Source organism: Cohnella mopanensis (assembly GCF_022352055.1).
Lineage (GTDB): Bacteria > Bacillota > Bacilli > Paenibacillales > Paenibacillaceae > Cohnella > Cohnella mopanensis.
In genome coordinates, this window is sequence record NZ_JAKRWM010000009.1 from 129,242 (window position 1) to 151,942 (window position 22,701).

Sequence of the window (22,701 nt, forward strand, 5' to 3'; positions counted from 1 at the left end):
GATGAGTGTAGAAAAAAACCTTAAAAAGAGGGCCGTACCATGCATATGCATGGTACGGCCCTTTAGCCAATTATTCCGAAACAATGTCCACGATGACGCGCTTCCGCTCCTTAACCGCAGCGGAAGAGACTACTGTACGCAACGCCTTAGCGATACGTCCCTGCTTGCCGATTACTTTGCCGACATCGTCGGGATGAACGGAAAGCTCGTACACCAGGCCTCTCGCGTCTTCCTTGACCTGAATTTGCACGTCTTCCGGATGATCCACCAACGCTCGGGCAATAACCCGAATCAATTGTTCCATGGCTCAGCCCTCCGGTATTGAGACGATTACTTCTGGAGCTTGGATTCGTGGAATTTCTTCAAGACACCGGCTTTGCTCAGAAGGTTGCGAACGGTATCGGACGCTTGCGCGCCGTTTTGCAGCCATTTCAAAGCTTTTTCCTCGTCGATTTGTACGTGGGCTGGTTGAGCAACCGGATTGTACACGCCGATTTCTTCAATAAAACGTCCATCACGCGGGGAACGGGAATCCGAAACCACTACGCGATAGAACGGAGCTTTATGAGCACCGATCCGTTTCAAACGAATGCGAACTGACATTGACTTTCACCTCCTTGACTAGAATTCAGACTAACGAGAACGTTAGAAAGGAAACTTCATATTTTTTCCGCCGAACATGTTTTTCAGGCCTTTGAGACCGCCTTTAGGACCTTTGGGGCCCATCATGCCGGAGAATTGCTTCATCATTTTTTTCATATCTTCGAATTGCTTCAGCAAGCGATTAACGTCCGCAATGGTCGTTCCGCTTCCTGCCGCGATCCTCTTGCGACGGCTATAGTTAATGATATCCGGCTTCTTCTTCTCCACTTTCGTCATCGACTTGGCAATCGCTTCAGTACGGGCGATTTGCTTCTCGTCGATTTTGAAGTTCGGATTGCCTTTCAGCTTGTTCATGCCGGGCATCATATCGAGCAATTGGTCCAGCGGCCCCATCTTGCGAACTTGTTCCATCTGCTCAAGGAAATCGTCGAAAGTAAAATCGGCGGTGCGCATCTTGCGTTCCATCTCGGCGGCTTTCTCCGCGTCCATGTTCGTCTGCGCCTTCTCGATAAGCGACAACATGTCTCCCATGCCGAGTATCCGCGATGCCATCCGATCGGGATGGAATGCTTCCAGTTGATCGATTTTCTCGCCAGTAGAAGCGAATTTAATCGGACAGCCGGTTACGGCTTTAACGGAAAGCGCAGCACCGCCGCGCGTATCACCGTCTAGCTTAGTAAGAACGACGCCGGTTAAAGCGAGTTGCTCGTGGAAGCTTTGCGCCACGTTAACCGCTTCTTGCCCCGTCATCGCATCGACGACGAGCAACACCTCGTCAGGGTTAACCGCGGAATGAATATCTTTGATCTCTTGCATCAGCTCGGCGTCGATTTGCAGACGGCCGGCCGTATCGATCAGAACGTAATCATTGCCTTGGTCTTTAGCCAATTGGACGCCTTGCTTCGCGATCTCGACAGGACTGACCTGATCGCCGAGCGTAAATACCGGCACTCCGATCTGGCCTCCGAGCACCTCTAGCTGTTTAATCGCCGCAGGACGGTAAATATCGCCCGCGACTAGCAACGGCTTGTGGTTCTGGGATTGCAACAGCTTGGCGAGCTTACCCGTAAGCGTCGTCTTTCCTGCCCCCTGCAAACCGGCCATCAGAACAACAGTCGGCGGTTTGTTCGCCTTCACGAGCTTCTCCTGGGTACCGCCCATCAGCTCGGTTAATTCTTTGTTAACGATGTCAATAATGACCATCGCGGGCGTGAAACTCTTCACCACTTCTTGACCCGTGGCTCGTTCCTTCACCTTGGCGATGAAATCCTTGACGACTTTGAAGTTAACGTCCGCTTCCAGCAATGCTAAACGCACCTCGCGCATCGCGTCGTTAACGTCGTCTTCCGATACTTTGCCTCTGCCCTTCAGCTTGCCGAATACGTTCTGCAGCCGGGTTGATAATCCTTCAAAAGCCATATTCCCATCCCTCCTTCGGAACGGTTTTTTACTCCATCAATCGATGGTCTAGGGTCTCTAAATGAATCATTCCGCATTCCTTAGCTTAGCGGCCGTTTCCGTGAGCGATTGACGCCATTCCTGGGGCAATCCGGCAATCTGCGACTCTAACAAATCGATGCCCGCGTGCAGCCTACCGTGACGCTCCACGAGCTGCAGCTTGGACTCGTATTCCTCCAGCACCTGCTCCGCTCGCTTGATATGCTCATAAATCGCTTGCCTGCTAATCTGAAAATCCGCGGCGATCTCACCCAGCGTATAATCATCATGAAAATAACATTTCAAGAATGTCTGTTGCTTATCGGTTAGCAAGGGACCGTAAAAATCATACAACTCATTGATTCGGTTCGTCTTCTCTAGCGCGTTCTCCCCGTTCACAATGGCTGCTCCCTTCATTCCCCGCGGCTACGCTCGTGCTTATGTTACAAGCTTACGATACGCATCCGCTAATTCAATGTCAAGGAAAAACCCTTTACATCCAAACTACTTTCACTATGTTACCCAATCGCAAAAGAGATGTCAAGGGAAATCCCTTAACATCTCTCCACTTACCAGTTTTTTTTGCACAACAACGACTTCATCTACAACTTTGACTTCTTGTACAACGCTACATTCCCAGTCGCTCCGACTACCGCAACTCCTGCAAATGCTGCAGATATTGCAAATACTGCAACTGCAACTACTCCTTCAACATCTACATGTAATTTGTACAATTAGTTTCGAGATTAGATTGGCATTTTTGAATCTTAGTGTATTTTAGGCATTTAATTAAGATGAGCAAGCAATTGTTTATACAAATCACAAAAACTAACTGCCTATTATACACTTAGTCGCGAAGCTGCTGCTTTCTCAGCTTAATTAAGTGTAAGAAATACATTAAGATTGCCATTTGGGGTCGATCGTCTTTCGATCAGCTCATTCCCGGTTAGAATCAAATCTCGTATGCATTGAACGCCGCTTGAATGCCCGCGCCTGTGTGGACACTAACACCATGGCGTACGAGCACGGCTTCTAGGGCCCATAACAAATGAAGAACGTTTTTTACGACTGCAACTGTAGCCCATCGTTCCGATTCTCCATATACGACGGTATCCGCGCCGCACCTTTCGGCGATTTCTTGATACGGTGGACTAATGAAGCAGGAGTGAGCATCGAGTTCTCTATGCCTGCGGAACCACTTATTACAACATTGGACGAAAAAAAATCACCTCACTGGCTTAAAGCCATTTGAGGTGATGATCATAGACCGATATTCGGTTAGTTGGATTGTTCTTCGTCCGTTTCTTCATTGCCTGCCAAATCGGCGAACAAGGCATGAACGAATTGGTCCGCGTCGAATTGTTGCAGATCGTCCATTTTCTCGCCAAGTCCGACAAACTTCACGGGAAGCGACAGCTCATTGCGGATAGCGATGACGATACCGCCTTTAGCCGTTCCATCAAGCTTGGTAAGAACCAAACCGGTGACGCCGCTTTTCTCCCCGAACAGCTTCGCTTGCTGAAGCGCGTTCTGGCCTGTCGTCGCATCAAGTACAAGCAAAGTTTCATGGGGCGCTCCGGGAATTTCACGTTGGATGACCCGATGGATCTTCGCAAGCTCTTCCATCAAATTGGATTTGTTCTGGAGACGACCCGCCGTGTCGCAGATCAGCACGTCGACGTTTTGCTTTTTCGCCGCCTGGACTGCATCGAACATAACTGCTGCCGGATCGGAGCCAGATTCTTGCTTAATGACATCGACGCCGACACGTCCGCCCCACACTTCCAATTGCTCGATCGCTCCCGCACGGAAAGTATCTCCGGCTGCCAGCAACACCTTCTTGCCTTGCTGCTTATAGCGCCATGCGAGCTTGCCGATCGTCGTCGTTTTGCCGACACCGTTTACTCCGACGAACAAGATAACCGTAATCCCGTTCGGGTTTTCCTTGATGCCCACCTCTTCGCCCGTGCTCTGAAGCATGGCAACAAGCTTCTCGGACATAATCGGCTGCAGCTCGGACGGTTGTTCGATTTTGCGTTTTTTCACTTCCGCGCGAAGATCGTCGATCAATCCCATAACCGTATTGATGCCGACGTCGGCTCCGATCAGGATTTCTTCCAGCTCTTCGAAAAACTCTTCGTCTATCTTCTTGCGGCGCGAGAACAACTCCGCCACTTTCCCGACGAAAGCATCGCGAGTTTTCGACAATCCATCCCGGAATTTACTCGTTACCGCCTCGGTCTTGGAAGCGATGCTTTCCTTAAGCCTCTTGAAAAAACTCATCTCTATTTCCTCCAGCCTATTGCTAATACAGCTACTATTGCCACACGGTCCTATTTCGCTAATTCAGCCAACATTACCTCAATTAGTACCGCCACACGGTCCTATTCCGCTAATTCAGCTAACATTACCTCAATTAGTACCGCCACACGGTCCTATTTCGCTAAACCAGCCAACATTACCTCAATTAGTACCGCCACACGGTCCTATTCCGCTAATTCAGCTAACATTACCTCAATTAGTACCGCCACACGGTCCTATTTCGCTAAACCAGCCAACATTACCTCAATTAGTACCGCCACACGGTCCTATTCCGCTAATTCAGCTAACATTACCTCAATTAGTACCGCCACACGGTCCTATTTCGCTAAACCAGCCAACATTACCTCAATTAGTACCGCCACACGGTCCTATTCCGCTAATTCAGCTAACATTACCTCAATTAGTACCGCCACACGGTCCTATTTCGCTAAACCAGCCAACATTACCTCAATTAGTACCGCCACACGGTCCTATTCCGCTAATTCAGCTAACATTACCTCAATTAGTACCGCCACACGGTCCTATTTCGCTAAACCAGCTAGCATTACCTCAATTAGTACCGCCACACGGTCCTATTTCCCTAACTCAGACACCTAGCGCACTTAAGCCGTCACCGTTAGCTCTTCCGTCTCCTCTAGGCGAACCGAGACGAGCTTCGATACGCCGCCCTCTTCCATCGTAACCCCGTACAATACGTCCGCTTCCTCCATCGTACCTTTACGGTGAGTAACGACGATGAACTGAGTCGAATCCGAGAATTCGCGCATGTACTGAGCATAACGGGCAACGTTTGCTTCATCCAACGCCGCTTCGACCTCATCGAGCACGCAGAAAGGAACGGGCTTGACGTTAAGAATCGCAAACAGCAATGCAATGGCCGTAAGGGCTCTCTCTCCCCCGGACAAAAGTTGAAGGTTAGTCAACTTCTTGCCTGGTGGCTGCGCGACGATATCGATCCCCGTATCGAGCGGATGGTCCGGATCGACCAAGATGAGATCCGCGCGCCCCCCGCCGAACATCCGGGAGAACACCACGACAAAATGCTTGCGGATTTCCTCGAACGTCGTGCGGAAACGCTTGGACATCTCCTCGTCCATCTCGCGAATAATGCCATGAAGCTTCGTCTTCGCTTCGATCAGATCGTTTTCTTGCTCCGAGAGGAAGTGGAAACGCTCGAATACGCGTTTATACTCCTCGATCGCTCCCAAGTTAACGTCGCCTAACGACGAAATCTTCCGCTTCATATCGCGAACTTCGTTCTGCGTGCTCACGATATCTTCCGGAACCGGGTACCGCTCTTTGGCTAGCTCGAATCCGATTTCGTATTCTTCCGTCAGCTTACGCAGAAGGTTGTCGAGCTCTACATCCATCCGGTTGACGGCTATTTCCGCTTGGCGCATGCCTTCCTCGACGGTTCTCAGCTTGGCGCGTTGATCCTTCGTTTCGCCTTCCTTGCGCTCCAGCTCCCGCTGTTTCTCCGCACGGTCCGCGCGTTTGAACTCGATATTTTCCGTGAACTGCTTCTTCTGAATCCGCAGTTCGTTCAATCGTTCTCTATGCTCCACGGACTCTTCTAGCGTACGCGCAGTTTCCGCATCGTTATGCTCCAAAGATTCCTTAAACTGCTTCCTCTCCACCGTTAAACGAGACAATTCCGCGCGATGGCGATTAGATTGCTCGTCCAAAGCGCTGCGAGACTGCTCCAGCCGGGCAATAGAAACTTTCAACTCGGTAAGCTCCGCTTGCAGTTCCTCTTTCGCGGTTGCGCTCTTGCGACGAAGCTCCTCGGCCTCCTGAATCCGGCTCTGGATACGCTTCTCCTCTTCCGTAAGAGCAGCAAGCCTGGCTTCCGCTTCTTCCTTGTTGGAATTCAGACCGCCGGCTTCCGCGTCGAAAGCAGCTTTCTCTCCTAGCAGTTCCGCCTTCTGATCTTCCAGCAGCTTCTCGTCCTGCAGCAATTGGGCTTGTTCCCCGGACACTTGCTGTTCTTTCAGGCGCTCTTGTTCTCCCTGATTGCGAAGCTGTTCGATATTTTGCGCGACTTGCGCTAGCTCTTTTTTCAAGTCGTCGGCTTCCGCTTTTGCATGCTCCCTGGCGGCTTCCGCTTCCTTAATCTCGCGCTCCAGCTCTTCTAACTGACGCTGGCGACCAAGCAGGCTAGAAGATTTTTTCTGTAAGCTACCGCCGGTCATCGAACCGCCGGCATTGACGATGTCGCCATCCCGCGTTACGACGCGAAAACGGTACTGAAGCCTTGAGGCGATTCGGTTCGCAAGCTCCAACGTTTCGGCGATCAGCACGTTGCCGAGCATACTGCTTACGATCGCCGCATATTTCGGCTCGGAGCCGACTAGCTCGGACGCAATGCCGATGAATCCTTCCGCTTGCTCCAACGTACGGCGATCGCTATCCGACATGTTCCTCGCACGAATAACGTCGAGCGGAAGGAACGTAGCGCGTCCAGACTGGCGTTGTTTCAAATAAGCGATTGCGGTACGCGAGCTTTTCTCGTCTTCCATGACGATATGCTGCAGCGCCGCACCGAGCGCGGTTTCGATTGCGACTTCCAGATGCCCCGGAACGGTTACCAATTCGGCAACAGCACCGTGCACTCCATGCAACGAGCCGCGTTTGGAAGCTTTCAGCACTTCCCGAACGCCGTGCTGGAACCCGTCGTAATCGTTCTGCAGCTCTTTGATCGTATCTCTACGGGAGACGAGCGCTTCCTTCTTCTGCTCCGAACGACGAACGGATGCCTGCGCCTCTTCCAGCTTCCGCTGAAGCTCACCGGAGCGAGCTCCTTCCGCGACATAACGGTCGCGCACTTCAGTCAGCGCTTGCGTCACCGCGGTCACTCGCTCTTCTAGCATTCCGCGCTTCTCCTGCAACGCGTCCATCTGCTCGCGCCACTTCGTCTCTTCCTCCGCGATCCGAGCCATCCGACGCTCAAGAACCTCGCGCTGGCCTTCGCCGTAACGAATATCGTTCCGCGCCTGAGCCATCGCGTTTAACGTATCGAACAATTCCGCTTTCAGCCGCTCTTCGACTTCCGTGCTCCCGTCCGCAAGGGCAAGCCTGTCCTCTTCGTCCGCAAGCTTGGATGACAATTCCGCAAGCTCAGCTTCTAATTGAACCCGCTTCGTCTTAAGCTCGGCTTCCTCCGCAGTCGCTTGCTCGAACCGTTCCTCCGCGGATGCCATCGATTGCTGAAGACCTTCGCGGGTCCGTTCCAGATGGCCTCTGCGCTCGTTAAGCAGCTCTACGTAACCTTCCGATTTCTCGGTTTCTTCGCTGCAGTGAAGCAATTCGTCCTGCAGTTTCTCGAGCAACTCTTCAAGTTGGACAAGAGCTTGGCGCTCTTCCTCCAAGATGGCGTCGTGCTTGCTGACGAACGTAGATAAACCGAGCTGCTCTTCGCGCAAAGTAGCGAGACGTTCGTTCGTCTGCGTCCAATTTGTATGTACCCCTTCGATTTGATGCACGTAAAGGGCGATTTCTTTATTTTTCAAATCTTCTTTTAACGCTTTATACGCCTCGGCTTTTTCCGACTGATCCTTTAGCGGCTCGATCTGCCCCTTGAGTTCGCTAACCAAGTCGTGAATCCTCAGCAAATTGTTCTCTGTATCTTCCAGCTTCTTCTGGGCTTCTTTCTTGCGGCTCTTGTATTTTACGATTCCGGACGCTTCTTCGAAAATGCCCCGGCGATCCTCGGAGCGCGTACTCAAGATTTCCTCGATACGGCCTTGTCCAATTATCGAATAAGCCTCTCGACCGATACCGGTATCCATGAACAATTCCGTAATATCCTTGAGCCGACAAGGCTGTTTGTTAATTAAGTATTCGCTTTCTCCGTTCCGGTGAACCCGGCGCGTAACGGTCACCTCGCTGAAATCCAGAGGCAACGCCTTGTCCATATTATCGAGCGTCAATGACACTTCGCCGAAGTTCACGGCTTTACGCGAATCGCTTCCGGCGAAAATAATGTCCTGCATATTACCGCCGCGAAGAGACTTCGCGCTCTGCTCGCCGAGCACCCAGCGAATTCCGTCGGAAATATTGCTTTTACCGCTGCCGTTCGGTCCGACTACGGCTGTTATACCTCGAACGAACTCCAGCTCGGTCCGGTCTGCGAATGACTTAAACCCAGTCAGCTCGATTCTTTTCAAAAACATAAGGATAATTTCTCCTCTCGAGTCGTTCGGTTACCCAGGATATTGCTTCGCAAACGTCGCTAGCGCTTGAGAGGCAGCTTGCTGCTCTGCTTCCTTCTTGGAACGCCCGATCCCCTTGCCTAACCTTTGCTTGCCGATGGCCACGACGGACACGAACTCGCGATCGTGCGCAGGGCCTCGTTCTTCTACGATCCTATAATCCAGTGCGCCCATAGACAGTTGTTGAACCTTTTCTTGCAGCTCTGTCTTGAAATCTTTAAGCGGAGCTTGTCCGTCGCTTGGCAATTGAGAGAACAGATGGCGTTCCAGAAAAGCTCGCACGGCTTCCAGTCCTTGATCCAAATAGAGCGCTCCCAAGAAAGCTTCGAACGCGTCCGCGAGCAAGGAAGGGCGGGTACGCCCTCCTGTTTGCTCCTCCCCTTTGCCGAGCAGCACGACCTGCCCGAATTCGAGCGTCTCGGCAAAACGGACAAGCGATGGTTCGCAGACGATGCTCGCCCGCAAACGGGTCATCTCGCCTTCCGGAGAATCCGGATATAGGCGGTACAAATACTCCGATACCGTTAGTTGCAGCACGGCATCCCCTAGAAATTCCAATCGTTCGTTGTCCGCGATCCTTGCTCCCCGCTGCTCATTTACGTAAGAAGTATGAGTGAATGCTTGCTTTAACAAAGCTGGGTTGCGAAAGGTCAGATTGATGCGTTCTTGCAGCTGTTGAAAACCGTCCTTCACGTCTCTCACCTCAACTGCGCCCATAAACAAACGACGCAGGCAGCATATGCCGCCTGCGTCGACGTTCACGCGCTTATTAGGTTTCGTATATTTAACTTTAAGCTTCGAATTTACGCATGATGATGGTAGCGTTATGACCGCCGAAACCGAAAGAGTTCGACAATGCCACTTGCACATCCGCTTCACGCGGCTTATTCGGTACGTAGTCCAGATCTAGCTCCGGATCTTGGTTATCCAAGTTAGCCGTCGGGGGGATAATCCCGTTCTGCAACGTCAATCCGAGAATAACCGCTTCTACACCGCCTGCAGCGCCGAGAAGATGACCGGTCATCGACTTGGTCGAGCTAACCGCCAGCTTATAAGCATGATCTCCGAAAGCTTTCTTGATCGCGGTAGATTCGGATTTGTCTCCGATACCCGTCGAAGTTCCGTGGGCGTTAATATAATTAACGGTTTCCGGTTCGATTCCCGCGTCTTTCAACGCTTTCTTCATACAGCGAGCCGCACCGTCCGGATCTGGATCCGTCATATGGTGGGCATCGCCGCTCATTCCGTAGCCGATAATTTCGGCGTAAATATGAGCGCCCCGCTGCTGAGCATGCTCAAGCGATTCCAGAATGAGAACGCCGGCGCCTTCGCCCATGACGAAACCGTCGCGATCCACGTCGAATGGACGGCTTGCTTTCTCAGGTTCATCATTGCGTGTGCTCATCGCTCTCATCGCGCAGAATCCCGCCATCCCGATCGGACGAATCGTCGCTTCCGCGCCGCCGCAGATCATGACATCGGCATCGCCGCGTTGAATCATCTTGTAGCTGTCGCCGATGGAGTGCGTCCCCGTCGCGCAAGCCGATACGGCTGCGGAGTTCGGACCTTTGGCTCCCGTGCTCATCGAGACTTGGCCGCTGGCCATGTTGGCGATCATCATCGGAATGAAGAATGGGCTTACGCGACGCGGGCCCTTCTCCATCAATAACGTATGCTGATCTTCCCAAGTGCCCAAACCGCCGATACCCGAGCCCACAACGACGCCCACACGCTCGGCGTCCGCGTTCTCGCCAATGACGAGCTTCGCATCTTCAAGAGCCAATTTGCTAGCCACGACGCCGAATTGAACGAAGCGGTCCATCTTACGCGATTCTTTCTTATCGATATATAAGCTAGGATCGAAATTCTTGATCTCTGCTGCAATCTTAGTTGTATATTCCGTTGTATCGAATGCTTCTATAAGGCTAATGCCGGATTTGCCGTTCAATAGATTGTTCCAGAACGTAGGCAGATCGGAACCTAGGGACGTTACTACCCCCATGCCTGTAACAACAACTCGCTGTGTCAAAACCCATTCACCTCTTCAGGGTAATTCAGTACACGCTCCCGAATGTGAAGCGGTGCTTAAATGTGCAGAAGTCCCGTCGCGATAACGGGACCCGGTCGATCATTACGCATGAGATTGTATGTATTTAACGACTTCTCCCACCGTTGTGATCTTCTCTGCATCCTCGTCTGAAATCTCCAAGTCGAATTCGTCTTCGAGCTCCATAACGAGTTCTACCACATCGAGAGAGTCAGCGCCTAAGTCGTCTTTGAAGGATGCTTCGGCTGTTACCTCTGCCTCTTCAACACCTAGGCGTTCGATAACGATGCGTTTTACACGTTCTTGTACATCGGACATCCGGTTCACCTCCCTTAACGTATTATACGTGAATCATGGACAAAAAGCCATAGATGCGTTGCACGGGGAACCTCGTAATTCACTACATGTACATTCCGCCGTCTACATGAATCGTTTGACCGGTCATGTAGGATGCCGCATCTGAAGCTAGGTAAACAACGGCCGACGCGATGTCCTCGGGACGGCCCATTCTACCCATTGGAATTTCACCTTGCATCTTCTCCCTAATATCCGCAGGGATCTTGTCGGTCATATCCGATTCGATGAAGCCTGGCGCTACCGCATTAACGGTAATGCCCCGGGAAGCCAATTCCTTGGCCGCGGACTTCGTCAAGCCGATTACGCCCGCTTTAGACGCAACATAATTGGCCTGGCCTGCGTTACCCAGCACGCCGACTACGGACGAAATATTGATTATCCGTCCAGCACGCTGCTTCATCATGGAACGCGTCACGGCTTTGAGTCCGTTGAACACGCCCTTCAGATTCGTTTCGATGACTTCATCGAATTCCGATTCCTTCATACGCATAATCAGGTTATCCCTGGTGATGCCCGCATTATTCACAAGGATGTCCAATTTGCCGAAAGTTTCGAGCGTCTTCGCCACCATCTCATCGAATTCCGCCGCTTTTCCGACATTCGCTTTGATCATGATCGCCTTGCGTCCGAGCGCTTCCACCTCTTTGACGGTTTCCGCCGCCGCGGCTTCGCTGCCCGAATAGTTAATCGCAACGTCCGCGCCCGCTGCCGCAAGCGCGATCGCGATCGCTCGACCGATTCCGCGGGAAGCACCCGTCACCAATGCGGTCTTGCCGTTCAAATCCCACATCGCCATCTTTTCGATCACCCTCTCGAACATTGTCGCTGTTTCAGCTTCATTGTGCAACTGCCATTGCCGACGCCGCGCTGTTAACCGAGATGACTTGCACGGTTTTGTCGATTTTCTTGATCAATCCAGCCAACACTGTTCCGGAGCCGATTTCAACGAACGTATCGACGCCTTCGCTGATTAGAAATTTAATCGTGTCCTCCCATTGCACGGGAGAGACGACTTGCTTTACGAGCAGTTCACGAAGCTCCTCGCCCGATGTAACAGACTTGGCATGAACGTTCGCGACGACAGGCACTTGAGCGGCATGAAACTCAACCTTCATTAATTCGGCGGACAATTTATCCGCCGCAGGCTGCATCAGCGAGGAATGGAAGGGACCGCTAACGTCAAGCGGAATAACCCTCTTGGCTCCTGCTTCTTTTCCGCGCTCCACTACGGCCGCGACTCCTTCCGAAGAACCGGAAACGACGATTTGCCCCGGGCAATTCACGTTCGCCAGCTCCACGAGAGTACCGTTAGCCGTAATGTCCGCGCACAGAGCTTGCAGAGCTTCACGTTCTGCACCCAGAACGGCCGCCATAGCACCTTGACCGCTCGGTACGGCTTGTTCCATGAATTGGCCGCGCGCCCTAACTAAACGGATCGCGTCGCTGAAAGCAAGTACTCCGGCAGCCACTAGAGCGCTGTATTCGCCTAGAGAATGTCCGGCAACGAAATCCGGCTTTATGTTTTGTTCTTTGTAAGTTTCGAGCAATGCGATGCTTGTCGCCAATAACGCGGGTTGCGTGTTCGCCGTCTGGCGAAGCTCTTCATCCGGTCCTTCGAACGCTAGCTTCGAAATCGGAAATCCAAGCGCTTCGTCCGCTTGATCGAATATGGCACGAGAAGCCGCATGGCTCTCGTAAGCATCATAACCCATTCCGACCGCTTGCGCGCCTTGGCCGGGAAATACGAATGCGATTTTACCCAAAATGACTCCTCCTTACTTCATTTGTGTCAGTCCTTACCCTTTGCCGCGGCTTACCAGACAAGGACGGAAGCTCCCCATGTTAAACCGCCGCCGAAGCCAACGAGCACGAGGCAATCTCCTTCTTTCACTCGGCCATTTTCAACCGCTTCAGCTAAGGCTAACGGGATCGAAGCCGCGGATACGTTGCCGTATCGATCTAGATTGATCATGGCTTTGTCCTCGGACAGATCCAATCTCTCCAACGCGGACTGAATAATGCGGATGTTCGCTTGATGAGGAATCAGCAGATCAATGTCCGATTTCTCGTAGCCGGCGCTGCTCAGGGCTTCCTCCGCTGCGCTTCCCATGACTCTGACCGCGAACTTGAACACGTCGCGTCCGTTCATCTCGATGAAGTGACGGCGCTCCGTTACCGATTGCTCCGTGGAAGGAAGACGAGAGCCGCCGCCGCAAATGCGCAACAATTCTCCGCCTGCTCCATCCGCGCCCAGCTTAAAGGATTTGAATCCCCGACCTTCGGGAACTTGGCCGAGCACGACCGCGCCAGCGCCATCTCCGAAAAGAATAGCCGTATTGCGATCCGAGTAGTCCGTAATTCTAGACAAGCATTCAGCGCCTACCACGAGAACGTGACGATACAAGCCAGTCGCAATCAATCCGGTCGCATTCGCCAAACCGTATATAAATCCAGAGCAAGCGGCAGACAAATCGAATGCGGCCGCCTTCTTCGCTCCGAGCTTCTCTTGCAGCAAACATGCCGTGGAAGGGAAGAACATATCCGGCGTAATGGTCGCTACGACAATCAGGTCAAGCTCGTCCGCCGTAATCCCGGCAGCCTTCAGAGCTTGTACGGAAGCCTCGTAAGCTAGATCCGAGGTCGCTTGTTCAGGAGCCGCGATTCTGCGCTCCCTTATCCCTGTGCGCGTTACGATCCATTCATCGTTCGTTTCCACCATCTGTTCTAAATCCTGATTTGTTAGTCGACGCTCCGGAACGTATTTACCCGTTCCGAGAATACCGACGGAAACTCCATTCATACGCCTCTCTCACTTTCCGCTGATTTCATCGGCTAGCGCCGCGATTAGTCCGTTGCCGATAGCCGTCCGTGTTTGCCGAATGGCCGTCTTCATCGCCTTCGCATCCGAAGATCCATGTCCTTTGACGACCAATCCGTTCACGCCGAGCAATGGCGCTCCGTTATATTCATTGTAATCCATTCGATCCCTAACTCGGCGGAAACTCGGCTTAAGAAGCGCTGCCGCTATCTTCGAAATCAATGACGAGGTCAGTTCTTCGCGTAAAAGCTTGAAGATCGTCGAAGCCGCGCCCTCCAAAGATTTCAACATGATATTCCCCGAAAATCCATCGCAAACGATAATATCGCATTTCCCATCCAGCACGTCGCGGGCTTCGATGTTGCCGACGAAGTTGATTGGGGCTTCCTCGAGCAGCCCGAAGGCTACCTTCGTTAATTCGTTGCCTTTGGCGGCTTCTGTTCCGACGTTGAGCAACCCAACCCGCGGTTTAGCGATTCCATGCACCTTACTGCGATAGATACTACCCATGATCGCATATTGTAACAGGTGTTCAGGCTTCGCATCCATATTGGCGCCCATATCGAGCGCGAGCACACCGACGTTATCCAGCGTAGGGAAGATGGCTGCCAAGCCTGGACGTTCAATGCCCTTAAGCCGCCCTAAGACCAACAAGCCCAACGCCATTAACGCGCCAGTGTTTCCCGCGGAAATCATCGCATCGGCTTGGCCTTCCTTCACTAACCGCCCAGCTACAACCATGGAGGAATTCGTCTTGCGACGAACGGCCTTGACCGGTTCATCATCGTTCTCGATGACGTCCAGAGCGGGTTCGATAGAAATATTCGAAGGGGCGCTATTACCCAGCAAAGGCTGAAGCACTTCCGGATTACCAACCAAGATCAGATGCGTATCCGGCCATTCGGCAGCTGCAGACAAAGCGCTTTCGACTTGTGCATGGGGCGCATGGTCTCCGCCCATTGCATCAATAGCAATCCGCATGAGCTACACTCCTTTATGAAGTCGTTCAGAAAGTTACGCCGAAATCCGAACCTCTAAGAACTTGCAATTAGGTTTTCGATTCCCCGGCGGATCTATAAATAATAAAGTTTCCTTGAAATACCATTTCCTCGCCCACATATGTAAAAACTTCAACCTTAGCTTTCCCTTTTTGCTCACCGCTTGCCCTTACATAAGCTTTGGCAATACATTTCTCCCCTAGCCTAGCAGGACGAATAAAACGGATATCCGCAGACGCTGTCAATGCGATCTCATCATTGATTACCGCTACCGCAAGCGAGTTTGCCTGAGCGAACACATGATGTCCGCGGGCAATTCCCGAACGGGAGAAAACATGCTCCGCGCTAATCTCGAACAAAGAAATCCCGCTTTTGTCCAACTGCAAGTCAAGAATATCGCCGATGACCTCATGCAGAGGTAGAGACCGTACCGAATCGTACGAGCGCTCCGCCATTAGCTTCAATCTTTCCCTTAGTTCCGGTATCGCAAGCTCCAATCGATCCAAGCGGATCGTCTGAATGCTGACTTTCAATTGGCGTGTCAGTTCCCGGTCGGTGAGAAACGGATTTTCGTCCAATAGCTTGCTAAGCTGTTGATGACGCTGACGTTTAGGAAGCCGCTCCATACTCACCACCGCTTTCTGTACATGTAGAGATTCCGATCCCTATTCATTGCTAATTTATATGAATAACCTTTAATACCAGGTGCCAATAATGGTGTAAAGAAAAACGCGCCGGTATGCAACGAACGCAAGTAACGCCATCTTCACCCGCTGTGCGGTCGAATGCGCTTCCCCGTCGTGAATCCAGACGCGTCTAAGCTTTATTGCTTGATGATTTCGCGTGATTTGTACGTACCGCAAACTTTACATACGCGGTGCGAAATTTTCAATTCTCCACATTGCTCGCATTTCACCATACCAGGAACTACCAACTTAAAGTGCGTCCGGCGTTTGTGTTTGCGGGCTTTCGATGTCTTCGCAAAAGGGACTGCCATTGCTGCCACCTCCTTATCAGGTCCGAACGACGCCGCGGCACGAAACCGCAACCTATTCTTTCTGAGATTTAAACCAATCCTGAAGCGCAGCCATACGGGGATCAATCTTCTCCGTATTGCAACCGCACGATTGTTCGTTCAGGTTCATCCCGCATTCCGGGCACAGCCCTTTGCAATCTTCACTGCAAAGCGGTGCGTACGGTAGTTGGACTACGAGCTCTTCCGCCAAATAAGGAGAAAGATCGATCCGCTCTTCCGTTACCGGTACGGCTTCATCATCTTCACTCAGTTCGGCTTCCCCGTTCTCGACGATTCGAAATTGTTCTTCGAACGGTACGAGCACGGTCTCATCGAATTTGTCCAGGCAGCGCGAACACTGCATGCGAACATCACAGGAGAGTTGTCCCGACACTAGAATCCGATCGTCGGCGGCTTTCGCCACCAAGTTGTATTTCATCGGTTCGAGCGGACTGTATTCGGCGTTATTCCGAAACAATTCCTTCAGGTCGAGAGTTCCCTGTAGCTCCATCGGCTGCTGCCGAGCGACAAGCTCTTGTACTTTTAGCAACAATGATATCACTCCAAACAAACAAAAATTATTATATCGAGATTCAGCATCCTTTGTCAACAATTACAGAGAGTTTTCAGGTAATCTTCTCTTGCTCGCCCCGAACATGTTATATTGTGGCAAACAAATCAATCCACTCAAACGGCTTGGCCGTCATAAGGAGACTGGCATGTCAACGGTCGGTGTCATTGTAGAGTATAACCCATTACACAACGGACATCTCTATCATTTACAGCAATCCAAGAAAATAACGGGTTCCGAAAATGTAGTCGCGGTCATGAGCGGCCATTTTCTTCAACGGGGGGAACCGGCTATGGCTGACAAGTGGGCACGGACGGAAATGGCTCTGAGAGCGGGCTGCGACCTTGTCCTCGAGCTTCCGGTCGCATATAGCTCTCAGCCTGCCCAATGGTTTGCGTACGGCTCAGTGGGCATCCTGGACGCGACTGGGGTCGTCGATTCCATCTGCTTCGGCAGCGAAAGCGGTGAATTAGATTCACTGCGGCTAATGGCTTCCCTGCTAACGGACGAACCTGCGGAATTCGTCTCCCTGCTGAACGGGTACCTTAAAGAAGGAATGCCTTATCCTTCCGCTTTTACCCTTGCCGCATCAACTTATTTGGAACAGAACGGCTTAGCCGAGCATGCTTACTCGTTAACGCAGCCTAATCACACGCTAGGACTCCATTATTTAATGGCGCTGCGGAAACTTAATAGTAACATAGCCCCCTATACGCTCAAGCGGGAAAAATCAGAATACGGACAATCCGATATTACCGACGTTCGGATTGCTAGCGCGACTGCTTTGCGTAAGCTGCTGCTAGGCGAATCCGGAGCGTTGGACCTGTTAGCCGATTATGTACCTTTTACAACGATGGAGGTTCTTAAACGCGAGATAGACGCCGGACAGGCCCCTATCCATTGGGAACACTTCGCCAGACCTCTGTTCCACGAATTGTTCCGCCAGGATGAACGTCAGCTCTCCGCATACGCCGAAGTAACAGAAGGACTAGAGCATCGGATTCGCGGCGTGCTTGCAGGCTTGCCCGAATATTCCGTCGCGGCGCTACTTCAAGCGTTAAAAACGAAAAGATATACGCATACGAAGCTGCAGCGTACGTTACTTCGCGTCCTTCTCGGCCATCATAAGGAGCAACTTACCTCTCAACGATTAGCCTCGGGTATAGAATATATTCGCGTGCTCGGATTTAATGAACGCGGGCAGCGTTTGCTGCATGCCATGCGAACCAAAGCCAAAGTTCCCGTCGTCACTTCCGCTTCCAAAGGGATCTCCCCGTATTTGGCATTGGACGCTCGGGCTACAGGCATCTATTCTTTAGCCTTCCGGGATGCCGATCCATCCGCAGCCATGCGCGATTTCACCAAACCGCCCATTCGCCTCTGAACGGCACGTAATCTAGGCCAGAAACTCGGACGAGTTGGTCTATCCCTCCCACACGGCACGTACATTGTAATGTATTTGCGTGTTCGGGAGGCGTTGCGTTGTGAGTCGAATCAAGAGAAGAAGAAGATCGGCCTTCCTATCCTTATTATTAGGAACGGCCTCATTGTTAATCGTGGCCGGAATCGTTCATTCGCCCGGCGAAGCGTTTCGCGCTTCGCTGTCGGGCTTACAAGTATGGTGGCAGAACGTGTTTCCCGGTTTGCTTCCTCCGTTAATGCTCGCGGAGCTATTAGCCGCATCCGGTCTCTTGCACGGAATAGCGACGTTGGCTGAGCCGCTGACCCGCGGCTTATTTCGCTTGCCCGGGGCGTCCGGTTGGGCGATCGCCTTCGGCTGGGCTGCGGGTATTCCTGCCGGAGCCAAGGAAACCGCCCGTCTTCGGGAGAGCGGCATGATCCAAGAGGGAGACGTCGACACCGTGCTGCTCGTCTCCCATTTGCCGAACCCTTTCGTCATCGTGCTCGTCATCGGTTGCGGTTTCCTTCAATCCCCCGAATTAGGTTGGGCGATCGCCTTCAGTTTATGGTTATCCGCTATCGTATCCGGGTACTTATGGGCAAGAATCGCGAAGCCTCGGAAGCCCATTACCCCGGGCATCCCGCTAAGCCATCCCCGAGCCTTATTTCAGCGGGCATTAAGGACTGCCGTCGACGCGCGGATCGAAGATGCACGCCCGCTCGGCAAGCAGCTAGCGGATTCCGTAACGAATGCCGTCGCTACCTTGATGGCGATAGGCGGCCTCATGATGATGAGCGCCGTCGTCGTGCGGTTGATTCAGCTGTTTTTGCCCGGGAACGATGTATGGCTAGCCATCCCCGGTCTCTATGAAATGCACCTCGGCGCCTATGAAAGTAGCCGTTCCGCATTATTCTCGTCCGCTCCCGCGCAAGGGGCCGCCCTCCTTGCCGCGGCATTAGCCTGGAGCGGCTGGAGCGGCCTGCTGCAGGCTCGGGCAGCATTCGGGATAGAGACTCCGTTTCCTTGGGTCAGAATCGTAGCTAGCCGTCTTCTACATAGCGCATTGGCATTGGTGATCGCCTATCCGATAGCTTTAGTCTCCTTGTCCGAGCCCGTGAAAGATTGGATTACGGGAATTTGGCCTATACGATCGCCCGCGATGGAAGTATGGGTGTCGGAAGGAACGGTGCCGAGCGGCTGGGGGTTCCTAACCGTTAATCTGACGGTCGCGCTCGCAAGCTTCGGGGTATTCATTCTGCTAGCCTTGATAGCCGCGCTCATCCGTCCGAAGCCACCCGGTAAGAAAGACTAGTGGATAAAGCTAAAAGCCCCCGCTACGAAGGCGAGAGCTCTTTATCGAATCCTTGATTATTCTCCTACCGGTTTAACGGCAGTTGGATATCCAACTGCTTTTTCCGCTCATCTGACTTTATCTGATAAACGGCAACTTTCAGGCTTTCATTAGAAGGAATCGCCGGTAATTTCACCTTGTAATCATAAGAGTCTTGGCTCACGCGGGTTCGGTCGTAACGATCGAAACGGTATTGCTCGCCCTCGTCGTTCTCAAGCCACCATGCGCCGTCTTGAATATAGGGTTCCGTGCCGCGTACCTCGTATTCTATCCAAGTTTGATCTTTCTCGAATAGTATGCTCTTAAACACGATTTCTCCCGCTTCGCCTTGCTTCACCGAAATCGGGGTATCTAGGGGCAGCTCGGCATAGCTGATCTGCGGGGTACTCGCTCCATCGAAAGAACCATCCCCCCGACTTCTCATCTTATCTACGCGATCGATGGTTCGAAGAGTAAAAGACTGTACGTCCATAGTAACGGGTGCGAATAAAGCGACGACTTTTGCCGGCTCGCCTGCCTTCTGGCTCCAGCTCATGCTGAGTGGCTCAAGACTCAGTCCGTTCGAATCCAACAGCTCGTAATCCAGTCTATGATCAACTACGATTTCACCTTTGGGGACAACCTCCCTGCCCGGAAGCATACTATCGAACATTGCCGGCTCTACAAGCTCGAACGCGACTTGGGTCGTTAACGGCGTTGTTGTCACTTCCGTAACCGCAATCCGTATTCCATCATGTTCACGAATAAGCGGTGGATCAAATGGAGTGACGGTTACTCCTTCCGTGATTTTGACGACCGGCGTAGTAAACCACCAGTTGCCCGCGATTTTCTCCGAACGGCCGTCTTTGTTCATCGACACCTCATTGAAATGGAAATCAAGCTTAAATCGTTCAGGCAGAGGCTCGGTAGGCGTGAATTTATAGATCGTTGCCGTCATACCATCCGCAAGTGCTTTGGTGGATCCGCCCATTGACGCATTAATCTCTCGCCCGTCGGCCCGGATCATTTCCGAAGAACCCGGTATCAATATCGTGATGTCCGAGGAATGCAAGATGCCAATCGAGAGACGAGTACCGTCATAGATCACTTGATCTAAAGTAACGGCAACCCCCTCATCCTCCACTGTCTGGTCGACCGTCGATGCAAGACCTCTCTCAACAGCATGTTGAATGCCCGCATCTCCGACCGTCTGAAAGGCCGATCCAATGACCGGAATTTGACGCAAAACTTTCGCCATTGCCGGAGAAACGAATCCCATTGCGAATATGCCCGCGAGCAGCAAGATGACGCAAGCGCTCGCCCAAAGTATCCGTTTACGGTTAGCGCGTTTAGTCGCAAAATCCGGTAACTGGCTATACACGCCATCCATCCTGTCGCGCACAAGCGCCGGAAGGGCGATAGAGCTCGAATCCAACTCACTTTGTATTTTCCGGCCCCATAGTTGTTCATTCATAAGTTTTCCGCTCCCTTCGAGAGCCTATCGTACTGAGTTCCCAATATTTCGCGCGCCTTATAAAGCCTCGACTTAATCGTCCCTTCCGGAACATTGAGTTCTTCCGCGATTTCTTTAACCGTCAAACCGCCGTAATAGTATAGGAGCACGACACTGCGTTGAGGGGCCTCCAGCCGATCCACTAGTTCCCTCAACTCGAACCGGGCATACCCCGGATCCATCATCGCCGGTTCGTATTCCGGTTGCAGGGGGACTATGTTTCGTTTCTTTTCCAGCACTCTTTTACACTCGTTGATCAAGATGCGCACGATCCATGTTTTGAGATATTCCGGATTTTTCAGACTCCGAACCGAACGGTACGCTCGAAGAGCTGTTTCCTGCATGGCGTCCGCGCAATCTTCATCCGAATGAAGAAACGCCTTTGCCGTTTGGTATAACGATAATTCCAACATTCGCATCAACCGGATGAACGCTTCCTTATCTCCTCTTCGCGCAAGCTCGACATCTCCGATCATTTCCAAAGCCTTGTCACTCCCTTGTGGACATCATTACCCCGAATTCCAAATCGTTCAAGTATTAGACCAAGGATTCATCGTTTCGGTTCATGACAACGACAAAAAAAAGCCGAACGATAATCGTCGGCTTTCTCTTTCCATGCTTGAGTTAATTGTGGTCCCCGTCCGGAGCTACGCATTTGCCCTGCAACGCTTTTTCGACCGCTGGAGGGACAAGATCCTGCACGGGACCGTTAAACTTGGCGATTTCTTTCACGATGCTGGAGCTTAAGTAAGAATACTTGGGATTCGTCATCATAAACACGGTTTCGATGCCTTCATCCAATTGCCTGTTCGTGGAAGCCATTTGCAGCTCATACTCGAAATCCGTCACGGAACGAATGCCGCGCACGATGACTTGCGCTTGACGGGAACGCATATAGCGAACGAGCAAATCGCGGAAGCTGTCTATCTCGACGTTCGGGAGATCCCGCGTCACTTCCGCTAATAATTCTTTTCTTTCCTGAACGCTGAACAAAGGTGTCTTCGTCGTATTATTGAGCACCGCCACGATAACGCGGTCGAATTGCTTGGCCGCCCGGCGAATGATGTCCAAATGTCCGAACGTAACGGGATCGAAGCTACCGGGATATACCGCTATTCGGGTTACACTCTCGGTACGGGATTGATGAGGGCTCATCGTTCAGTCGCCTCCTCTTCGACGGAGGAAGAAACAGATTCCGCCTCGTCTGATAGTTGATAGCGGTATATGGACAAGGCTATCTCCCCATATGTCGCGAATTTGGTTCGTTCATATCCGGCGAAACAATCGCCGTAAACCACATCCGGATGGTGTTCAACGACCGCTATCGCGCCGTCCGCCACTAATCCTTTGGAGGCCATTTCCCCTAGTAGTGCATCGCAATCCTTAACCACGTATGGAGGATCTAGAAAAATCAGATCAAAGGTTTTCCCAGCGCGTTCTAGAAGTTTTAGCGCCCTGCGGGCATCATTACGATAAACTTCCGCTCGTTCCGCTAATCTTGTAGACGCAAGATTACGCCGAATAACTTCAACGCTTTGCGGGCTGGCATCGATGAAGATCGCGCTAGACGCACCTCGGCTAAGCGCCTCGATCCCCAATCCGCCGGTACCGGCAAATAGGTCAAGCACCCGCTCCTCATCGAAATAAGGGCCAATGATGCTGAATAAGGATTCCTTTACTTTGTCCGTTGTCGGACGGGTATTGCTGCCCGGAACCGCTTTAAGCGGATGCCCCTTGGCTTGTCCAGAGATGACTCGCAAATTCTCAACCCCATTGTGCATAGCTGTTATAGATGAGCAAGGATGATCATAACTGGTGTAATGTTACCACAATCTCCCGTGTTACAAAAGCTTGGAATATTGACCCCGAATGGGCGTATCGCTATCCGTTAATTTTTTTCCTCGCCAACGTATATTTTCCTTGCGTAAGGTCACAATGATAGTACCGGCGCCGAGAGGTGTCGGGGACAACCGCGGAGAAGACTTACGTTTCCCCATAAGCTCTTCGTCCGGTTTCTCCTCTCCCATGAAGGCCCTCGTCGCGAGACGGGGGTCGACTTTTTGTTTATAAACAGCTT

General features: G+C 52.0%; 23 protein-coding genes and 1 pseudogene. 2 read left to right on the forward strand and 22 right to left on the reverse strand.

Annotation, left to right across the window (positions count from 1 at the left end; translation table 11 throughout):
* Positions 1–70: 70 nt before the first annotated feature.
* From L3D05_RS15145 to L3D05_RS15225, 17 genes and pseudogenes are all read right to left on the reverse strand, one after another.
* Positions 71–304: a KH domain-containing protein gene (locus L3D05_RS15145; RefSeq protein WP_115990949.1), complete on the reverse strand. Its 234-nt coding sequence runs from the start codon at positions 302–304 to the stop codon at positions 71–73.
* A 26-nt stretch (positions 305–330) separates the two neighbouring features.
* Positions 331–603 carry a 30S ribosomal protein S16 gene (gene rpsP / locus L3D05_RS15150; RefSeq protein WP_239617085.1) on the reverse strand — a complete coding sequence of 91 codons (273 nt, stop codon included), beginning with the start codon at positions 601–603 and terminating at the stop codon, positions 331–333.
* Positions 604–645: 42 nt separating this feature from the next.
* Entirely contained in the window at positions 646–2,022 is a 1,377-nt protein-coding gene (gene ffh / locus L3D05_RS15155; protein WP_239617087.1) for a signal recognition particle protein, read from the reverse strand.
* Between the two features lie 66 nt (positions 2,023–2,088).
* A complete protein-coding gene (gene ylxM / locus L3D05_RS15160; protein WP_239617089.1) occupies positions 2,089–2,439 on the reverse strand; it encodes a YlxM family DNA-binding protein in 351 nt (116 codons plus the stop codon).
* Positions 2,440–2,992: 553 nt separating this feature from the next.
* Positions 2,993–3,146 (reverse strand): annotated as a pseudogene (locus tag L3D05_RS15165) (alanine--glyoxylate aminotransferase family protein); the annotation flags it as partial.
* Positions 3,147–3,318: 172 nt separating this feature from the next.
* A complete protein-coding gene (gene ftsY / locus L3D05_RS15170; RefSeq protein ID WP_239617091.1) occupies positions 3,319–4,323 on the reverse strand; it encodes a signal recognition particle-docking protein FtsY in 1,005 nt (334 codons plus the stop codon).
* Positions 4,324–4,964: 641 nt separating this feature from the next.
* Positions 4,965–8,534: a chromosome segregation protein SMC gene (smc, locus tag L3D05_RS15175; RefSeq protein WP_239617092.1), complete on the reverse strand. Its 3,570-nt coding sequence runs from the start codon at positions 8,532–8,534 to the stop codon at positions 4,965–4,967.
* A gap of 30 nt (positions 8,535–8,564) precedes the next feature.
* Positions 8,565–9,266, reverse strand: coding sequence for a ribonuclease III (gene rnc / locus L3D05_RS15180; protein ID WP_439647954.1), 702 nt, complete (start codon positions 9,264–9,266; stop codon positions 8,565–8,567).
* A 97-nt stretch (positions 9,267–9,363) separates the two neighbouring features.
* A complete protein-coding gene (gene fabF, locus L3D05_RS15185; RefSeq protein WP_239617095.1) occupies positions 9,364–10,602 on the reverse strand; it encodes a beta-ketoacyl-ACP synthase II in 1,239 nt (412 codons plus the stop codon).
* A gap of 102 nt (positions 10,603–10,704) precedes the next feature.
* Positions 10,705–10,938 (reverse strand): acyl carrier protein, encoded by a 234-nt coding sequence (gene acpP, locus L3D05_RS15190; RefSeq protein WP_115990925.1) that lies wholly within the window; start codon positions 10,936–10,938, stop codon positions 10,705–10,707.
* 82 nt (positions 10,939–11,020) lie between these two features.
* Positions 11,021–11,767, reverse strand: coding sequence for a 3-oxoacyl-[acyl-carrier-protein] reductase (gene fabG / locus L3D05_RS15195; protein WP_239617296.1), 747 nt, complete (start codon positions 11,765–11,767; stop codon positions 11,021–11,023).
* A gap of 46 nt (positions 11,768–11,813) precedes the next feature.
* Positions 11,814–12,740 carry an ACP S-malonyltransferase gene (fabD, locus tag L3D05_RS15200; protein WP_239617097.1) on the reverse strand — a complete coding sequence of 309 codons (927 nt, stop codon included), beginning with the start codon at positions 12,738–12,740 and terminating at the stop codon, positions 11,814–11,816.
* A gap of 50 nt (positions 12,741–12,790) precedes the next feature.
* The gene (locus L3D05_RS15205; protein WP_239617099.1) at positions 12,791–13,777 is read right to left on the reverse strand and encodes a beta-ketoacyl-ACP synthase III; all 987 of its coding nucleotides are present in this window, start codon (positions 13,775–13,777) and stop codon (positions 12,791–12,793) included.
* A 9-nt stretch (positions 13,778–13,786) separates the two neighbouring features.
* A complete protein-coding gene (plsX, locus tag L3D05_RS15210) occupies positions 13,787–14,776 on the reverse strand; it encodes a phosphate acyltransferase PlsX (protein ID WP_239617101.1) in 990 nt (329 codons plus the stop codon).
* 67 nt (positions 14,777–14,843) lie between these two features.
* A complete protein-coding gene (fapR, locus tag L3D05_RS15215) occupies positions 14,844–15,419 on the reverse strand; it encodes a transcription factor FapR (RefSeq protein ID WP_239617103.1) in 576 nt (191 codons plus the stop codon).
* Between the two features lie 197 nt (positions 15,420–15,616).
* Positions 15,617–15,790, reverse strand: a complete 174-nt coding sequence (rpmF, locus tag L3D05_RS15220; RefSeq protein WP_115990919.1) for a 50S ribosomal protein L32 — start codon at positions 15,788–15,790, stop codon at positions 15,617–15,619.
* 52 nt (positions 15,791–15,842) lie between these two features.
* Positions 15,843–16,361, reverse strand: coding sequence for a YceD family protein (locus L3D05_RS15225; RefSeq protein WP_239617104.1), 519 nt, complete (start codon positions 16,359–16,361; stop codon positions 15,843–15,845).
* Between the two features lie 166 nt (positions 16,362–16,527).
* On the opposite strand from L3D05_RS15225, the gene L3D05_RS15230 reads away from it, so the two are divergent.
* Both L3D05_RS15230 and L3D05_RS15235 read left to right on the forward strand, forming a co-directional pair.
* The gene (locus L3D05_RS15230; RefSeq protein ID WP_239617106.1) at positions 16,528–17,763 is read left to right on the forward strand and encodes a nucleotidyltransferase; all 1,236 of its coding nucleotides are present in this window, start codon (positions 16,528–16,530) and stop codon (positions 17,761–17,763) included.
* Positions 17,764–17,863: 100 nt separating this feature from the next.
* Complete coding sequence (locus L3D05_RS15235; protein ID WP_239617107.1) at positions 17,864–19,093, forward strand: hypothetical protein; 1,230 nt, start codon at positions 17,864–17,866, stop codon at positions 19,091–19,093.
* A 64-nt stretch (positions 19,094–19,157) separates the two neighbouring features.
* Here the strand turns inward: L3D05_RS15235 and L3D05_RS15240 are convergent, their stop codons facing one another.
* The 5 genes from L3D05_RS15240 to L3D05_RS15260 form a co-directional block, all read right to left on the reverse strand.
* Positions 19,158–20,585: a DUF4179 domain-containing protein gene (locus L3D05_RS15240; protein ID WP_239617109.1), complete on the reverse strand. Its 1,428-nt coding sequence runs from the start codon at positions 20,583–20,585 to the stop codon at positions 19,158–19,160.
* Positions 20,582–21,100, reverse strand: coding sequence for an RNA polymerase sigma factor (locus L3D05_RS15245; protein WP_239617297.1), 519 nt, complete (start codon positions 21,098–21,100; stop codon positions 20,582–20,584). The genes L3D05_RS15240 and L3D05_RS15245 overlap by 4 nt, the downstream gene beginning before the upstream one ends.
* 148 nt (positions 21,101–21,248) lie before the next feature.
* Positions 21,249–21,779: a pantetheine-phosphate adenylyltransferase gene (gene coaD / locus L3D05_RS15250; protein WP_239617111.1), complete on the reverse strand. Its 531-nt coding sequence runs from the start codon at positions 21,777–21,779 to the stop codon at positions 21,249–21,251.
* Positions 21,776–22,405 (reverse strand): 16S rRNA (guanine(966)-N(2))-methyltransferase RsmD, encoded by a 630-nt coding sequence (rsmD, locus tag L3D05_RS15255; RefSeq protein WP_439647951.1) that lies wholly within the window; start codon positions 22,403–22,405, stop codon positions 21,776–21,778. The genes coaD and rsmD overlap by 4 nt, the downstream gene beginning before the upstream one ends.
* Before the next feature lie 60 nt (positions 22,406–22,465).
* On the reverse strand, positions 22,466–22,651 hold the full coding sequence (locus L3D05_RS15260; protein ID WP_239617114.1) for a hypothetical protein: 186 nt from the start codon (positions 22,649–22,651) through the stop codon (positions 22,466–22,468).
* Positions 22,652–22,701 lie beyond the last annotated feature (50 nt).

Bases quoted from the DNA above. Each gene is read 5' to 3' on its own strand.
- rsmD (WP_439647951.1), bottom strand. From the start codon at position 22,405: ATGCACAATGGGGTTGAGAATTTGCGAGTCATCTCTGGACAAGCCAAG.
- L3D05_RS15245 (WP_239617297.1), bottom strand. From the start codon at position 21,100: ATGATCGGAGATGTCGAGCTTGCGCGAAGAGGAGATAAGGAAGCGTTC.
- L3D05_RS15145 (WP_115990949.1), bottom strand. From the start codon at position 304: ATGGAACAATTGATTCGGGTTATTGCCCGAGCGTTGGTGGATCATCCG.
- rpsP (WP_239617085.1), bottom strand. From the start codon at position 603: ATGTCAGTTCGCATTCGTTTGAAACGGATCGGTGCTCATAAAGCTCCG.
- L3D05_RS15205 (WP_239617099.1), bottom strand. From the start codon at position 13,777: ATGAATGGAGTTTCCGTCGGTATTCTCGGAACGGGTAAATACGTTCCG.
- fapR (WP_239617103.1), bottom strand. From the start codon at position 15,419: ATGGAGCGGCTTCCTAAACGTCAGCGTCATCAACAGCTTAGCAAGCTA.
- acpP (WP_115990925.1), bottom strand. From the start codon at position 10,938: ATGTCCGATGTACAAGAACGTGTAAAACGCATCGTTATCGAACGCCTA.
- coaD (WP_239617111.1), bottom strand. From the start codon at position 21,779: ATGAGCCCTCATCAATCCCGTACCGAGAGTGTAACCCGAATAGCGGTA.
- L3D05_RS15230 (WP_239617106.1), top strand. From the start codon at position 16,528: ATGTCAACGGTCGGTGTCATTGTAGAGTATAACCCATTACACAACGGA.
- L3D05_RS15240 (WP_239617109.1), bottom strand. From the start codon at position 20,585: ATGAATGAACAACTATGGGGCCGGAAAATACAAAGTGAGTTGGATTCG.
- plsX (WP_239617101.1), bottom strand. From the start codon at position 14,776: ATGCGGATTGCTATTGATGCAATGGGCGGAGACCATGCGCCCCATGCA.
- L3D05_RS15260 (WP_239617114.1), bottom strand. From the start codon at position 22,651: ATGGGAGAGGAGAAACCGGACGAAGAGCTTATGGGGAAACGTAAGTCT.
- smc (WP_239617092.1), bottom strand. From the start codon at position 8,534: ATGTTTTTGAAAAGAATCGAGCTGACTGGGTTTAAGTCATTCGCAGAC.
- ftsY (WP_239617091.1), bottom strand. From the start codon at position 4,323: ATGAGTTTTTTCAAGAGGCTTAAGGAAAGCATCGCTTCCAAGACCGAG.
- rpmF (WP_115990919.1), bottom strand. From the start codon at position 15,790: ATGGCAGTCCCTTTTGCGAAGACATCGAAAGCCCGCAAACACAAACGC.
- fabG (WP_239617296.1), bottom strand. From the start codon at position 11,767: ATGTGGGATTTGAACGGCAAGACCGCATTGGTGACGGGTGCTTCCCGC.
- ffh (WP_239617087.1), bottom strand. From the start codon at position 2,022: ATGGCTTTTGAAGGATTATCAACCCGGCTGCAGAACGTATTCGGCAAG.